Source organism: Arhodomonas aquaeolei DSM 8974 (genome assembly GCF_000374645.1).
GTDB classification, from domain to species: Bacteria; Pseudomonadota; Gammaproteobacteria; order Nitrococcales; family Nitrococcaceae; genus Arhodomonas; species Arhodomonas aquaeolei.
Genome location: NZ_KB894812.1, coordinates 42,931 through 58,501 on the forward strand (window position 1 = coordinate 42,931; position 15,571 = coordinate 58,501).

Here is a 15,571-nt window from a genome sequence, read left to right on the forward strand (position 1 = left end):
CGACAGGGACACGGGCCACCGGGACGACGACCGCAGCGATGAGCACAGACGCCGACACCGGGCACTACGTCGGACGCTTCGCACCGAGCCCCACCGGGCCGCTGCATTTCGGCTCGCTGGTGGCCGCCGTGGCCAGCTACCTGGACGCCCGCCGCCACGACGGGCGCTGGGCGCTGCGCATCGACGACGTCGATCGGGCGCGCGCCGTCAACGGCACCGACACGGCAATCCGCCGCACCCTTGAGCGTCACGCCCTGCACTGGGATGGCCCGGTGGTCTACCAGAGCGCCCGCGACGACGCCTACGCCGACGCCCTGGACCGGCTGGTGGACACGGGCCTCGCCTTCCCCTGCGGCTGCACCCGGCGCGAGCTGCGGGCGGTGGCAACCCATGGCCCGGCGGGGATGATCTACCCCGGCACCTGCCGCGACGGCCTGCCCCCCGGCAAGAGTGCCCGGTCCTGGCGGCTGCGTGCCCCGGCCGCGCCGGTGCGCTTCGACGACCGCCGTCTCGGCCCGCAGCACGTGGACGTCGCCACGGAGATCGGGGACTTCGTCATCCGCCGCGGCGACGGCCTGTTCGCCTATCACCTGGCGATGGTCGTCGACGACGCCGCCCTCGGCGCCACGGACATCGTCCGCGGCGCCGACCTCCTGATCGCCACCGCGCCGCAGATGGCCCTGCGTGACGCCCTGGGGCTGCCGCGGCCGCGTCACCTGCACCTGCCCCTGGCGCTCAGCCCCGCGGGCGGGAAGCTCAGCAAGCACACCCACGCCCGAGCCGTGGACGACGCCACCCCGTCGGCGAATATCGCCGCGGTACTGGCCTTCCTCGGCCTGGCGCCGCCCGCCGACCTCGAGGGCGCACCGCCGGCGGCGCTGCTGGCCTGGGCCACCGGGCACTGGCGCATCGACACCCTCCCCGCCACCGACATCCCCGTGGAGGGACGCTGACGGCATCGCCCGGCCATCGCCGGTTGTGCTACTTTAGGTAACAAACAGCGGGGGCAACACCCCGATAGCCGCACGGATGCAGCGGGAGGAGAACCGATGGCCACGCACATCGACTATGGGCCCCATGCGCCCAGCCTGATCACGTTCGCGTTTACCCTGCTGGCCTTCGCCTCGCCGGCCAGCGACTGGTGGTCGGCGCTCGCACCACCGTGGTACGCGCCCTTCGCGCTCTGGGCGCTGGTGATCGTCGCCATCCGGCTCGGCGCCCGCCGCACGGCCCGCCATGAGGTTTGAGCTCGGCACGCTGTTCGCCTTCGCGATCGCGTACCTGCTGGTCCTCTTCCTGATCGCCTACGGCACGGAGCGGAACGCGCGGGCGCGGCGGCTGGCCGCACACCCGGCGGTCTACGTCCTCTCGCTGGGGGTCTACGCCACCACGTGGAGCTATTACGGCGCGGTGGGCTTCGCCGACCGCCAGGGGCTCGCGTTCGTCACCATCTACCTCGGCGTGGCCATGGCCATGGCACTGACGCCGGTGCTGCTGATGCCGCTGCTGCGGCTCACCCGGCACTGGCAGCTCACCTCGCTCGCGGACATCTTCGCCTTCCGCTTCAACAGCCAGGGCGCCGGCGTGCTCGCCACCGTGGTCATGCTCACCGGCAGCCTGCCCTATCTGGCGCTGCAGATCCGCGCGGTGGCGGAGTCCACGCAGGTGCTCAGCGGCGAGGCCTCCCCGGGCCCCATCGCGGTGGGCTTCTGCGTGATGGTCTCGGTGTTCGCGATCATCTTCGGCGCACGCCACGTCACCCCGCGGGAGAAGCACGCCGGGCTGGTCACGGCGATCGCCTTCGAGTCGCTGATCAAGCTGATCGCGCTGCTGGTGGTCGCGGTGGTGGCCGTGCACCTTGCCTTCGGCGGCTTCGGCGGCATCCAGGACTGGCTCGAGCGCAACCCGGAGCGGCTGGCCGCGTTCTACGCCCCGGTGCGCGAGCAGGCTTGGGGCGGGCTGCTGTTCATCGCCTTCGGCGCGGCCTTCCTGCTGCCGCGCCAGTTCCACATGATGTTCACCGAGAACGCCCGGCCCCAGGGGCTGATCACCGCGAGCTGGGGATTCCCGCTGTACCTGCTGGCGATGTCGTTCGCCGTGCCCCCGATCCTGTGGGCGGGCTACGCACTCGCCCCGGGGATCATCCCGGACTACTACGTCCTCGCCATGGCCATGGTCAGCGGCTCGCCGACGCTGGCGATGGTGGCCTACCTGGGCGGCATCTCCGCGGCGAGCGCGATGATCATCGTGACCACGCTCGCGCTCTCGTCGATGTGCCTCAACCACCTGGTCCTGCCGGTGTTCCGGCCGGACCCCCAGCGCAACCTCTACGAGGCCCTGCGCTGGGCACGGCGCATGCTGATCGCGGCGATCATCGCCGCCGGGTACCTCTTCTTCCTCGCGCTGGAACGCACGGAGGGGCTGGTCTCCTGGGGGCTGATCTCGTTCCTGGCGATGGTCCAGTTCGTGCCCGGCGTGGTCGGCGTGCTGGTATGGACACGCGCCACCCGGGTCGGCTTCATCGCCGGGCTGCTCACCGGCGGTGCGATCTGGGGCGGCACGGCACTGCTGCCCGCGCTCACCACCGTCAGCCCGGTGACCATCGTCGGCCTGGACATTGCCCGCACCCAGGGCGCGGACCACTTCGCGGCGGTGGCGTTCTGGTCGGTGGCCGCCAACGCCCTGGTGTTCGCCGCGGTCTCGCTGCTCACCCGCCAGAGCGACCGCGAATCCGAGGCCGCGGCGGCCTGCCGCGACGTGAGCACGGCGATCCCCCGCGGGGCGCTGGTGCTGGAGTCGCCGGCGCAGTTCGTCGAGCAGCTGACCTCGGTCACCGGCGCGGCGGCCGCCCGGGCCGAGGTCGCCAAGGCGCTGGCCGACCAGGGCCTGGACTGGAGCGAGACCCGCCCGGACCGGCTCCAGCAGCTGCGCGAGCAGATCGAACGCAACCTCTCCGGGATGATGGGCCCGATCCTCGCGCGCATGATCGTCGACGAGCGCCTGCGCGTGGACGCGGACACGCGCACGGCGCTGGCACAGAACGTGCGCCTCATCGAGGAGCGCCTGGAGCGTTCGCGCAACCGCTTCCGCGGCCTCGCCGCCGAGCTCGACGAGCTGCGCCGCTACCACCGCCAGATCCTCGAGGACCTGCCGCTGGGCGTGGTGGCGGTCACGCCCAACGACCGCATCGTGCGCTGGAACCCGGCGATGCAGTCGCTCACCGGCATGAACGCCGCGCGGGTGGTGGGCCGGCGCGTCAGTGAGCTCACCGAGCCCTGGGGCGGGCTGCTCACCGATTTCCTCGCCGCGGACGAGAACCACGCCCACAAGCGCGCCCTGCAGCTGCCCGCGGAGACGCGCTGGCTGTCGCTGCACCGGGCCTTCATCGGCGGCGCCCGCCGCGGCGAACCCGGCGACCGGCTGCTGCTCGTGGAGGACGTCACCGAGCTCCAGCGCCTGGAGGAGGAGCTGACCCACAGCGAACGCCTCGCCTCCATCGGCCGCCTCGCCGCGGGTGTCGCCCACGAGATCGGCAACCCGGTGACGGGCATCACCTGCCTGGCCCAGGAGCTGCGTGCCGGCGTCGAGGCGGACGAGTTGCCGGAATACGCGCAGGACATCCTCACCCAGGCCCAGCGCATCAACACCATCGTCCAGACCCTGGTGAGCTACGCCCACGCGGGCCACAACGAGGGCCACCAGCCGGTACCGGTGGACGTGGCCGCCGCCGTCGGGGAGGCGGAGCGGGTGGTGCGCCTGTCCAAGCGCGCGCGGCTGATGACCATGCGCTACCGCCTGGACGAGGGCCTGTGGGTGCGCGCGGACATGCAGCGGCTGGTGCAGGTGTTCGTGAACCTGTTCAACAACGCCGTGGACGCCTGCGGCGAGGGCGGCGAGATCCTGGTCACCGGGGTGCGCCGCCACGGCCGCGTGGAGATCCGGGTCATGGACAACGGCCCGGGCATCCCGGCGAATATCCGCGACAAGGTCCTGGAGCCGTTCTTCACCACCAAGCAGCCGGGCCGGGGCACCGGGCTCGGGCTGCCGCTGGTCTACAACATCATCCGCGAATACGACGGCGAGCTGCGGCTGCGCGAACGCTGGGGCCGGCGCCACGGCACGGTGGTCCTGATCGCGCTGCCGGCGATCGAGGAGTGAGGGAGGGAGACCCAATGCCACGCGTACTGGTGATCGAGGACGAGAAAGTCATCCGCAGCGCCATCCGGCGGCTGCTCACCCGTCACGGCATGAGCGTCACCGAGGCGGGATCGCTGGAGGAGGCGGAGGACAGCACCGCCCTCGCCGACCACGACATCATCCTCGCCGACCTCCGCCTGCCCGGCGCCGAGGGCATCGAGGCGGTGCGCCGGGCCGCGGAGGTGCCGGTGATCATCATGACCAGCTACGCCAGCGTGCGCTCGGCGGTGGAGGCGATGCGCGAGGGTGCGGTGGACTATATCGCCAAGCCCTTCGACAACGACGACCTGCTGCTCACCGTCGAGCGCGCGCTCAAGGAGACCCGGCTGGAGCGTCAGAACGAGGCCCTGCGCGCCGACGTCGCCGCGGAGTACCCGGTCTCGGGAATCGTGGGCGACTCGGAGGCGATGCAGGCGGTATTCCGCCGCATTGGCAAGGTCGCGCCCACGGACACGACGGTGCTGATCCTCGGCGAGTCCGGCACCGGCAAGGAGCTGGTCGCGCGGGCGCTGCACGAGCGCAGCACGCGCAAGGAGGCGGCGCTGGTGGCGGTCAATTGCGCGGCCATCCCCGAATCGCTGATCGAGGCCGAGCTGTTCGGCCACGAAAAGGGCGCATTCACCGGCGCGGAGGGACGCCGGCGCGGGCTGGTGGAGTCCGCCGACGGCGGTACGCTGTTCCTCGACGAGATCGGCGAGCTGCCGCTCGCCGCCCAGGCCCGGCTGCTGCGCGTCCTCCAGGAGGGCGAGATCCGCCGGGTCGGCTCGGATCGCTCCAGCCGCGTCGACATCCGCCTGGTGGCCGCCACCCACCGGGACCTGGAGGCGATGGTCGCCGATGGGACGTTCCGCGAGGACCTCTACTTCCGCATCCAGGTCATGGAGATCCGGCTGCCGCCGCTGCGCGAGCGCAGCGAGGACATCCCGGCACTCGCGCGCTTTCTCCTGGAGAAGGCCTGCCGGCGGCTCAACCGCCCGCCCATGCGCCTGAGCGACGATGCCCTCGGCGCGATCCGGAACTACCAGTGGCCCGGTAATGTCCGGGAACTGGAGAACGCCATCGAGCGTGCGGTCATACTGGCGGAGAGCACCGCGCTCACCGCCGATCTCCTGGGCCTGCCCGTCGGGGGCGGCGGCGACGCCGGTGCCTTTCCCGACATGTCGCTGGAGGGCTATTTCCGGGAGTTCGTGCTCCACCACCAGGACCACCTCACCGAGACCGAGATCGCGCGGCGCCTGGGGATCAGCCGCAAGGCGCTGTGGGAGCGACGCCAGCGCCTCGGAATCCCCCGGCCCGCCGCCTCTGGCGCCCGGACGGGGTAACGCGTTAGCGTTACGGGAGGTGACAAATCGTTACGAGTCGTAACGCCCGGCCGCGGCCCGGGCGGGCCGACACGCCCCCGAGCCGGGCGCGAATGCGGTACCCGACGGATGGGGTTTTCCGGAACGGAATTTGCTTCCATGCTGGAATCGAACAAGATCGAAGTCCCGGCGATACTATGGATCACGTCGCCCGGGACGTGCGCTAAAAAGCCACGACATCAGCCCTGAAGGGAGGAGAAGCAGGATGTCCGAGTCCAAGGTGTACCCCGTTCCCAAGGACGTTGCCGATAACGCGCTCATCAACCGCGAGCAGTACGAGCAGATGTACCGGCGCTCGCTGGAGGAGCCCGACGCGTTCTGGTCGGAGCAGGCCGAGCAGTTCCTGACCTGGTTCAAGCGCTGGGACAGCGTCAACACCAGCGACCTCGCCAAGGGCGAGATCCGCTGGTTCGAGGGCGGCAAGCTCAACGCGGCCTACAACTGCGTGGAACGCCACCTGGCCTCCCGCGGCGACCAGGTCGCCATCATCTGGGAGGGCGACGAGCCCGACCAGTCCCGCAAGATCACCTACCGCGAGCTCAACTCCGAGGTGAACCGCTTCGCCAACGCGCTGCGCGCACGCGGCGTGAACAAGGGCGACCGGGTGTGCATCTACATGCCCATGATCCCCGAGGCGGCGGTGGCCATGCTCGCCTGCGCGCGTATCGGCGCGATCCACTCGGTGGTCTTCGGCGGCTTCTCGCCCCACGCCCTGCGCGACCGCATCCTCGACTCGGACTGCCGCGTGGTGGTCACCGCCGACGAGGGCGTGCGCGGCGGCAAGCATGTGCCGCTCAAGGAGAACGTCGAGCGCGCCCTCGAGGAGTGCCCGGACGTCTCCACGGTGTTCATGGTCAAGCGCACCGGCGGCGACGTATCGTTCAAGGACGGCCGCGACGTCTGGTACCACGAGGCCATCGACGGCGCCTCCGAGGACTGCCCGGCGGAGGAGGTCGACGCCGAGGATCCGCTGTTCATCCTCTACACCTCCGGCTCCACCGGCAAGCCGAAGGGCGTACTGCACACCACCGGCGGCTATCTGCTGCAGGCGGCGATGACCCAGAAGTACGTCTTCGACTACCACGACGGCGAGATCTACTGGTGCACCGCCGACGTGGGCTGGGTCACCGGCCACAGCTACATCGTCTACGGCCCGCTCGCCAACGGCGCGACCACGCTGATGTTCGAGGGCGTGCCCACCTACCCGGACGCCGGGCGCATGTGGGACGTGGTCGACAAGCACAACGTCAACATCTTCTACACCGCGCCGACGGCCATCCGCGCGCTCATGGGTCAGGGCAACGAGTACGTCACCCGCCGCTCGCGCAAGAGCCTGCGCGTGCTCGGCACCGTGGGCGAGCCGATCAACCCGGAGGCCTGGGAGTGGTACTACCACACCGTGGGCGAGGACCGCTGCCGCATCGTCGACACCTGGTGGCAGACCGAGACCGGCGCGATCATGATCAGCCCGCTGCCCGGCGTCACCGACCTCAAGCCGGGCTCGGCGACGCTGCCGTTCTTCGGCATCGAGCCCCAGCTGGTGGACAACGACGGCAACGTCCAGGACGGCGCCACCGACGGCAACCTCTGCATCGCCCGCTCCTGGCCGAGCATGATGCGCACGATCTACGGCGATCACCAGCGCTTCATGAACACCTACCTCACCCACTACACCGGCAAATACTTCACCGGTGACGGGGCCCGCCGGGACGCGGACGGCTACTACTGGATCACCGGTCGCGTCGACGACGTCATCAACGTCTCCGGTCACCGCATGGGTACCGCCGAGGTGGAGAGCGCGCTGGTGCTCCACGACCAGGTCGCCGAGGCCGCCGTGGTCGGCTTCCCCCATGACGTCAAGGGTCAGGGCATCTACTGCTACGTGACCCTGGTCTCTGGTGCCGAGCCCACCGAGGCGCTCAAGAAGGAGCTCGTGCAGCTCGTGCGCAGCGAGATCGGTGCCATCGCCTCCCCGGACGTCATCCAGTGGGCGCCGGGGCTGCCCAAGACCCGTTCGGGCAAGATCATGCGCCGCATCCTGCGCAAGGTCGCGAGCAACGAGACCGACAGCCTGGGCGACACCAGCACACTGGCCGACCCCAGCGTGGTCGAAGAGCTCATCGAGCACCGGGCGCACAAGTAGACGCCCCGCAGACAGCCCCGGGCCCTGCGCCCGGGGCTGTTACCCCGGGAAACACCCCGGGTTACCTCCGGTAACACTCCCCCGCCGCTCACCCGCCAACCCCGTGCCGCATTCCCTGAATGGACGCGCATTTAGCGCGCACGCAGAACTGTGCACGCTTTTTGCAGAACACTGGGTACGGGTATGGGTGCCGGGACCGGCACACCCGGGGTCAACGCCTCCGCCCCCGCAGCGACGGGGTCACGGAGACGCTGAAGCAACAACGAGGAGGAGAACGATGTCGAACGATTCCGCTCGTAAGGAAGCGGCGGCGGCATACTGGAAAGAGAACGTCCGGTTGCTGCTCACGCTGCTCGTGATCTGGTTCATTGTCCCCTACATCTTCGGGATCCTGCTGGCTCCCCTGCTCAACAACATCCTGATCGGCGGCTACCCGCTCGGTTTCTGGATCGCCCAGCAGGGGTCGATCTATCTCTTCCTGATCCTGATCTTCACGTACGTCGTGAAGATGAACGCCCTGGATCGCAAATACGACGTCCACGAAGAATAACCAGGAGGAGAGACCGGACATGGATCTCACGACGCTGACCTATATCGTCGTCGGCTTCACCTTCGCGCTGTACATCGGTATCGCGATCTGGGCGCGGGCGGGAAGCACGAGCGAGTACTACACCGCCGGACGGGGCGTTAACCCCGTGGCCAACGGCATGGCCACCGCGGCGGACTGGATGTCCGCGGCCTCGTTCATCTCCATGGCGGGGCTGATCGCCTTCATGGGCTATGACGCCTCCGTCTACCTGCTCGGCTGGACCGGCGGCTACGTGCTGCTGGCGATGCTGCTGGCGCCGTACCTGCGCAAGTTCGGCAAGTTCACGGTGCCGGAGTTCATCGGCGACCGCTTCTACTCCAAGACCGCCCGCATCATCGCCGTGGTCTGCCTCATCGTGGCCTCGCTGACCTACGTCATCGGCCAGATGAAGGGCATCGGCGTGGCCTTCTCGCGGTTCCTGGAGACCGACTACGCCACCGGCCTGCTCATCGGCATGGCGATCGTGTTCTTCTACGCGGTCATCGGCGGCATGAAGGGCATCACCTACACGCAGATCGCGCAGTACGTGGTGCTCATCTTCGCCTACACCGTGCCCGCGGTGTTCATCTCCCTGCAGCTCACCGGCAACCCCCTGCCCCAGCTCGGCCTCGGCGGGTCGCTGGAGGTCGGCGGCGCCCAGGGCCAGCACCTGCTGAGCACACTGGACCAGATACTCGTCGACCTCGGGTTCGACCGGTACACGGCCATGCAGGAAGGCAACACCTTCAACATGATGATGCTGGCCATGTCGCTGATGATCGGCACCGCCGGTCTGCCCCACGTCATCGTGCGCTTCTTCACCGTCCCGCGGGTGCGTGATGCGCGTAAGTCCGCCGGCTGGGCGCTGGTGTTCATCGCCATCCTCTACACCACGGCCCCGGCGGTGGGTGCGATGTCCTACTACAACCTGATCAACACGGTGAAGGACGGCACGCCGACCCAGGTCGACGCCAGCCTGCCCTACGAGCAGCGGCCCCAGTGGTTCAAGAACTGGGAGCAGACCGGTCTGCTGAGCTGGGACGACAAGAACGGCGACGGGCGCATCCAGTACTACAACGCCGACAACCCGGCGTTCTCCAGCGAGGCCCAGCAGCTCGGCTGGGAGGGCAACGAGCTCACCGTCGACCGCGACATCATGGTCATGGCCAACCCGGAGATCGCCAAGCTGCCCAACTGGGTGATCGCGCTGGTGGTCGCCGGCGGCCTTGCCGCGGCACTGTCCACGGCGGCCGGCCTGCTCATGGCCATCTCCTCGGCGGTCTCCCACGACCTGATCAAGGGCGTGTTCAACCCGAAGATCAGCGAGAAGGGCGAGCTGCTCTCGGCACGGCTGTCCATGGCGGGTGCGGTGCTGGTGGCCGGTTACCTCGGCCTCAACCCACCGGGCTTCGCCGCCCAGGTGGTGGCACTGGCCTTCGGCCTCGCCGCCTCCTCGCTGTTCCCGGTGCTCATGCTCGGCATCTTCAACAAGCGCATGAACAGCGCCGGTGCCATGACGGGCATGATCGTGGGCCTGACCACCACGCTGGTGTACATCTTCACGTACAAGGGCTGGTTCTTCGTGCCGGGCACCAACATGCTGCCCAACACCGCGGAGTACTGGTTCCTGGGCATCCAGCCGGAGTCCTTCGGGGCGCTCGGCGCGCTGCTCAACGTGGTCGCGGCCGCGCTGGTCTCCCGTGTGACGGCCCCGCCGCCGGAGCACATCCAGCAGCTCGTCGAGGACGTCCGCGTCCCCCGCGGCGCGGGCGAGGCCACCGGCCACTGAGCCGCAGCCTCACGACGACACCGACGAAAGGGCCCTGCGGGGCCCTTTCTCTTTGTGGTGACCAAATAGGTGGAAGCTGCGGCCGTGCCCGATGCACTTCCCTGGCCGGCTCCCCGCAGGCGCCACTCTTCAACCCGACGACGGTCGATTGCCTTCGAGCGATCGCTTCACGGCATATTCGGCGGGGATGTCGGCTGCCGGGAGCAGCCGACCTACAGCAGAGGCTGAACCGCCGCGGTGGAATCCAACGGCACCCCGGGGCGATGTCGGAGACGGGAAGGCGCTGCCACGGGACGCCGGTGGCGCAGGGCCCTCCGGAACAGGCCCTAGAGCTGGAAGCGCACCGCGAGCCGACGCTGGATATCCCGGCCCTGCCGCAGGGCCTCGCGGAGCACGCGCTGGTCCAGCGGGTTGAGCTCCCCCGGCGCCACCCGGTTACTCAGCGCCTCCCCGGCCCGGGTCTGCGCCTGGTGGGCGCGCATGCGGATAAGCTGGAGGTAATCGAGGGCATGCCCCCACGCCTCCGCCTCGTCCGGCGTGCAGACCCCCGCCTCCGGCAGGGCCGCCAGCCGCGCGGCGGTACCCGTGGCCTCGATCCCCGACTCCAGCGCCAGCACCCGGGCGCCCTCGACGAACGGGAAGAGACCCCGCATCTTGATATCGAAGGTCGCGCCGTCGCGTCCCCGCTCGGTGGCGAAGGTCCGCAGCCAGCCCAGCGCCGGGCGATGAGTGAGCGCGTTACCCGCGAGCGAGCGCAGGAACAGGGTATTGTCCCGTACCTCGGCCAGGATGTGGCCACGCAGCTGCTCCACCGGCTGGACGTCGCCCCAGACCGTGCGCAGGTCGAAGTAGATGCTCGAGCGCAGGAGGTTCTCCGGTGTCGCCGAGGCGATCATCCGCGAGAACAGCCGCCGCCACTCCTGCAGACTCAGGCACAGCTCCGGGTTGCTGGCCATGATGTTGCCCTTGCACAGGTCGAAACCGCAGCGGTCCAGGGCCTCGTTGATCTCCCGGGCGAGCGGCAGCAGCGCCTCGCGGACCTCGTCCGCCGGACGGGCGCCGGGATCGAAGAGCATGCCGTTGTCCTGGTCGGTGTGCAGGGTCTGCTCGCCGCGGCCCTCGCTGCCGAAGGCCATCCAGGTGAACGGTGCGGCGGGCTCGCCGTGAGCGCCCACGCACAGCTCGATGACCCGTGCCACGGTACGGTCGTTGAGCAGGGTCAGTACTCGGGTGATCTGGTCCACCCCGGCACCGTGCCCGAGCAGGGCATCGATCAGCGGCGGGATGTCGGCGCGGACCGCGACGATGCCCGCGACGTCCACGGCGTTGTTGAGCGCGCGCATGACCTGCACGACGTTCACCCGCTGGCGCGCGAACAGGTCCCGCTCGGAGACCACTCCGACGATGCGCTCACCGTCCATCACCGGGATGTGCCGGATATGGTGCTGGGCCATGAGAATCACCGCCTCGAACGCCAGCGCATCCGCCGGGAGGGTCCGGGGATCGGCGCTCATCACCCCGTCAACCCGGGCCTCCAGCGAGCCGCCGTCGGCAACCACGCGGCGCAGGTCATGCAGGGTGAAGATCCCGAGAAGCCCGCCGCCGGCATTCACCACGAGGACGCTGCCCACCCCCTCGCGGTGCATGCGCGCGACCACGCGGCGCACATCCTCGTCCGCACCGGCGGTGACCGGGGTATGGGCACAGACACTGCGCAGGCTGACGTCCAGACTGGTGATCCGGGAGAGCTCGTCGCCGGCCTGGCGCCGGTTCTCCGCCTGGCCGCGAACCAGCAGCCCGGTGGCGCTGCGCCGGCAGAACGCGGCGAACTCCGGCACCGAGTCGATGCACTGCACGATCACCGCCGCCGGAACCCGGTAGAGGCGCACGGCCCCGGAGGCGCGATAGGTATGGGCCACCGCCCGGCGCTCGGTCACCGCCTCGATAGGGAAGGACTCGCCGACGAACAGGTCCGCCGGCTCGTCGTCGCCGGCCTCCAGGCTTACCCGTCCGGCGGCGATCACGAACAGCCCCTTCGGCGGTCCGTCCTCCGGGCCGAGCAGCGTCTCGCCGTCGGCGGCGTCACGGACGGCCGCCGTCTCGGCGACGAGCATCAGCAGGTCCGCCGGCAGGCTGTCGAACGGCGGCTGCCCCGCCAGGAAGTCTCGGCGTTCTTCCGGTCCCGGTACCACGGCGACCCCCTCTGTCTCCATCCCTGACGGTCCCCATCATCCCAGATGCAACGCCCCGGTGTCAGAATTCCGGCCCCGCGTGCCCGCCCGGCACCGTCCCGCCGGGGCCGATGGCCGCTCGTCCGCTTCCCACGCCGGCACGCGGGATACACCGCCGGACGGCCGCGGCAGGGCCCAGCGGCGTGCCGGGGGCGGAACACACGCCCACCCCGTTACAATAACCCCATGATCGCCTCCCCGCCCCCTGACGACGGGTTCCGGCCGGCCCCGTGGCTGCCCGGCGCCCATGCCCAGACGATATGGCCGGCGCTGTGCCGCCCTACTCCGCACGTGACACTCACCCGCCACCCGGTGACCCTGCCCGACGGCGCGGTCATACACACCTACTGGGGGCCGGAACGCCCGGGACCACTGGTACTCCTGCTCCACGGACTCGGCGGCGATGCCGGCGCCCCTTACTGTCGGGGACTCGTGCGCGCCCTCGCCGCCGCGGATTTCCAGGCGGTCGTCATCGAGGGTCGCGGCACCGGCGGCCAGCCCGGACGGCGTTTCTACCACGCCGGGGCCTGGCGGGACCCGGCCGCGGTACTGGCACGGCTGCCTGTCGCCGATCCGAGACGCACCGTTCATGCGGTCGGCATCTCCATAGGCGGCAGCATCCTGCTGAACTGGCTCGCCGCCACCGGCGAGGACTGCCCCCTGGCCTCGGCCGTCGCCGTGTCCACGCCTTTCGATCTCGCCGCCTGTGCCGCAAACATCGACCGCGGATTCGCCCGCGTCTACCAGGCCTACCTGCTCAACGGCCTGCGACGCCTGCTGCGCCGGCGCGCCCGCCACAACGGTGCACCGGTGCCCGCGCTCACCGGCATCCGCTCGCTGAGGGCGTTCGACGAGCGCATCACCGCGCCGCTGCACGGCTTCCGCAACGCCGCCGACTACTACCGGCGGGCCAGCACCGCCGGTCGGCTCGCGGCCGTGACCCGCCCCTGCCTGCTGATCCAGGCCGAGGACGACCCGTTCGTGCCGGCATCCACCATCCCCACGGCCTCCGCGCTGGGCCCGCGGACCCGGCTGGAGCGCCAGCCCCGGGGCGGTCATGTAGGATTCGTGAGCGGTCCGCACCCCCTCGCCGCGGACTACTGGCTGGAACGTCGAGTACCTCACTGGATCGCCGCAGCATCCGCCATTCTGTGACCCTGCCCACGAAACCCCCGTGATCGTGGCGGTCTTTGCCGCGTTTTACCCTCTTTAGACTGCGTCCCCGAGTCGGGGGGCTCACGGGCACTGGGGTATTCCCAGCACATGTCAGGCCACGACGGGCGTCACGCCCGCCGCAAGGGACTCATGTGTCCGCCCGTGCCTCCCGCGAAACCCAAATCCGTGTCGCCTGGAGGCATTCCCATGAGCCAATTCGGCCAGCGGACGCGCAGCGAGGGAAACCGCAGCGCCGGTCGTGAACGCCAGGGACGGACCCCGCTACGCATCGCCCTCGCCACCCTGCTGCTCGGCAGCACCCTGCCCGGGGCCGCCTCGGCCGCCGCCGTGCAGGCCGAGTACTGGTACGGGATCGACGGCGGTGGTTACATCTCCACCCTCGAACAGGACCCGCGATTCCCGGACCAGCCGGACGAGACCCGTGAGCTGGACCGACTGGACCTGCCGCGCAACGTCGCCGACAACTACGGCGCCCGCATGCGCGCCCTGCTGGTGGCCCCCTCCAGCGGCTACTACACGTTCTGGGTGGCCGGCGACGACCAGTCGCATCTGCTGCTCGGCACCGACGATACCGAGGCCAGCAGCCGCCTGATCGCCAGCGTCTCGTGGTGGACCCAGCCCGAGGAGTGGTACAAGTACGCCGCCCAGCGCTCCGAGCCCATCTACCTGAACGCCGGCCAGCGCTATTACATCGAGGCCCGCGTCAAGGAAGGCCAGGGCGGCGATCATCTGTCCGTGGCCTGGTCCGGTCCGGACTTCGACCGGCGCATGATCGGCACGAGCGCACTGGAACCGCTGGATGGCGGTGACACGGCGACCGACTCCGGCAGTGGCGACAGCTCCGGCACGTCGGACACATCGGGCGACACGGCCGGCGGCACCGACACCCCGCTCACCGTGGAGTACTGGGGCAACATCTCCGGTGGTCGTATCGGTAATCTGATCCAGGATCCCCGTTTCCCGGATGACCCGGACCGCAGCATCACCGTCGAGCGCCTGGACCTGCCACGCAACGTCGCCGACAACTATGGCGCCCGTGTTCGCGGGGTGCTCACCGCGCCGAAGACCGGCAACTACACTTTCTGGATCGCCGGCGACGACCAGTCCCGGCTGTACCTCGGCAGCGACGCGAGCGCCGCGAGCCGCGAGCTCATCGCCAGCGTCTCGTGGTGGAGCTATCCGGAGGAGTGGAACAAGTACGCGGCCCAGCGCTCCCAGCGTATCCACCTCGAGGCGGGCGAGCAGTACTACATCGAGGCCCAGCTGAAGGAGGGCCAGGGGGGCGACCACCTCTCCGTAGCCTGGTCCGGCCCCGGCTTCAAGCGCCGCATCATCGAGGCGGATGCCTTGAGCGGCTACAACGGCTCCGGCTCGTCGACGGACTCCGGCTCGTCGACGGACTCCGGCTCGTCGACGGACTCCGGCTCCACGACGGACTCCGGCTCCACGACGGACTCCGGCTCCACGACGGACTCCGGCTCCACGACGGATTCCGGCTCCACGACGGATTCGGGCTCCACGACGGATTCCGGCTCCACGACGGATTCGGGCTCCACGACGGATTCGGGCTCCACGACGGACTCGGGCTCGACGACCACCGTCGACACCGACCAGGACGGGATCACCAACGACCAGGACACGGACGACGACGGTGACGGTCTCCCCGACACCTGGGAGACGACCTACGGCCTCGATCCGCTGGATCCGTCCGACGCCGGCAGCGACGCCGACGGCGACGGCGCCACCGCCCTGGAGGAGTACACCGCCGGGACCGACCCGACGGATCCGGCCAGCGTGCCGGCGGCCCCGGCGATCGCCGTGCAGTGGAACGCCCCGTCCGAGCGCACCGACGGGACGTCGCTCGCGATGAGCGAGATCGACGGTTACCGCATCTACTGGGCCGAGAGCGGCCAGTCCCTGCAGGCCGGTGCCCGCATCGATGACGCCTACCAGACCGAGTACGTCATCGAGGGGCTCGAGAGCGGTACGACCTACCGCATCGCAGTGACCGCCATCGCCAGCGACGGCGGCGAAAGCGAGCGCTCCGAGACGGTCTCCGTCACCCCGTAACCCCCCTGCCCGCCCCCGGGCCGCCGCGGCGGCCCG

General features: G+C 69.9%; 10 protein-coding genes. 9 read left to right on the top strand and 1 reads right to left on the bottom strand.

Translation table 11 applies throughout. The features are described 5' to 3' along the window. Window positions 1-38 precede the first annotated feature (38 nt). The 7 genes from gluQRS (at window position 39) to C516_RS0112855 (ending at window position 10,058) form a co-directional block, all read left to right on the top strand. Window positions 39-953, top strand: coding sequence for a tRNA glutamyl-Q(34) synthetase GluQRS (gene gluQRS / locus C516_RS0112825; RefSeq protein ID WP_018718804.1), 915 nt, complete (start codon window positions 39-41; stop codon window positions 951-953). Window positions 954-1,049: 96 nt separating this feature from the next. Continuing rightward, the gene (locus C516_RS19520) at window positions 1,050-1,247 is read left to right on the top strand and encodes a hypothetical protein (protein WP_018718805.1); all 198 of its coding nucleotides are present in this window, start codon (window positions 1,050-1,052) and stop codon (window positions 1,245-1,247) included. Continuing rightward, complete coding sequence (locus C516_RS0112835) at window positions 1,237-4,158, top strand: sensor histidine kinase (protein WP_018718806.1); 2,922 nt, start codon at window positions 1,237-1,239, stop codon at window positions 4,156-4,158. The genes C516_RS19520 and C516_RS0112835 overlap by 11 nt, the downstream gene beginning before the upstream one ends. Window positions 4,159-4,172: 14 nt before the next feature. Further along, the gene (locus C516_RS0112840) at window positions 4,173-5,519 is read left to right on the top strand and encodes a sigma-54-dependent transcriptional regulator (RefSeq protein ID WP_018718807.1); all 1,347 of its coding nucleotides are present in this window, start codon (window positions 4,173-4,175) and stop codon (window positions 5,517-5,519) included. A gap of 244 nt (window positions 5,520-5,763) precedes the next feature. Further along, entirely contained in the window at window positions 5,764-7,701 is a 1,938-nt protein-coding gene (gene acs / locus C516_RS0112845) for an acetate--CoA ligase (protein ID WP_018718808.1), read from the top strand. A gap of 277 nt (window positions 7,702-7,978) precedes the next feature. After that, window positions 7,979-8,251 (top strand): DUF4212 domain-containing protein, encoded by a 273-nt coding sequence (locus C516_RS0112850; protein WP_026321169.1) that lies wholly within the window; start codon window positions 7,979-7,981, stop codon window positions 8,249-8,251. A gap of 19 nt (window positions 8,252-8,270) precedes the next feature. Beyond that, on the top strand, window positions 8,271-10,058 hold the full coding sequence (locus tag C516_RS0112855; RefSeq protein WP_018718810.1) for a sodium:solute symporter family protein: 1,788 nt from the start codon (window positions 8,271-8,273) through the stop codon (window positions 10,056-10,058). Between the two features lie 326 nt (window positions 10,059-10,384). Here C516_RS0112855 and C516_RS0112860 read toward each other — a convergent pair whose 3' ends face one another. Continuing rightward, window positions 10,385-12,271: a DUF294 nucleotidyltransferase-like domain-containing protein gene (locus tag C516_RS0112860; protein WP_018718811.1), complete on the bottom strand. Its 1,887-nt coding sequence runs from the start codon at window positions 12,269-12,271 to the stop codon at window positions 10,385-10,387. Window positions 12,272-12,580: 309 nt separating this feature from the next. Here C516_RS0112860 and C516_RS0112865 point away from each other — a divergent pair, with 309 nt between their 5' ends. Together C516_RS0112865 and C516_RS0112870 are read left to right on the top strand one after the other, a co-directional pair. After that, complete coding sequence (locus tag C516_RS0112865; RefSeq protein ID WP_245558775.1) at window positions 12,581-13,444, top strand: YheT family hydrolase; 864 nt, start codon at window positions 12,581-12,583, stop codon at window positions 13,442-13,444. Window positions 13,445-13,651: 207 nt separating this feature from the next. Continuing rightward, window positions 13,652-15,535: a PA14 domain-containing protein gene (locus C516_RS0112870; RefSeq protein WP_018718813.1), complete on the top strand. Its 1,884-nt coding sequence runs from the start codon at window positions 13,652-13,654 to the stop codon at window positions 15,533-15,535. Window positions 15,536-15,571 lie beyond the last annotated feature (36 nt).

What these genes read in the sequence shown, in the direction of transcription:
- gluQRS (WP_018718804.1), top strand. Translation starts at nt 39, where the DNA reads ATGAGCACAGACGCCGACACCGGGCACTACGTCGGACGCTTCGCACCG.
- C516_RS19520 (WP_018718805.1), top strand. Translation starts at nt 1,050, where the DNA reads ATGGCCACGCACATCGACTATGGGCCCCATGCGCCCAGCCTGATCACG.
- C516_RS0112835 (WP_018718806.1), top strand. Translation starts at nt 1,237, where the DNA reads ATGAGGTTTGAGCTCGGCACGCTGTTCGCCTTCGCGATCGCGTACCTG.
- C516_RS0112840 (WP_018718807.1), top strand. Translation starts at nt 4,173, where the DNA reads ATGCCACGCGTACTGGTGATCGAGGACGAGAAAGTCATCCGCAGCGCC.
- acs (WP_018718808.1), top strand. Translation starts at nt 5,764, where the DNA reads ATGTCCGAGTCCAAGGTGTACCCCGTTCCCAAGGACGTTGCCGATAAC.
- C516_RS0112850 (WP_026321169.1), top strand. Translation starts at nt 7,979, where the DNA reads ATGTCGAACGATTCCGCTCGTAAGGAAGCGGCGGCGGCATACTGGAAA.
- C516_RS0112855 (WP_018718810.1), top strand. Translation starts at nt 8,271, where the DNA reads ATGGATCTCACGACGCTGACCTATATCGTCGTCGGCTTCACCTTCGCG.
- C516_RS0112860 (WP_018718811.1), bottom strand. Translation starts at nt 12,271, where the DNA reads ATGGAGACAGAGGGGGTCGCCGTGGTACCGGGACCGGAAGAACGCCGA.
- C516_RS0112870 (WP_018718813.1), top strand. Translation starts at nt 13,652, where the DNA reads ATGAGCCAATTCGGCCAGCGGACGCGCAGCGAGGGAAACCGCAGCGCC.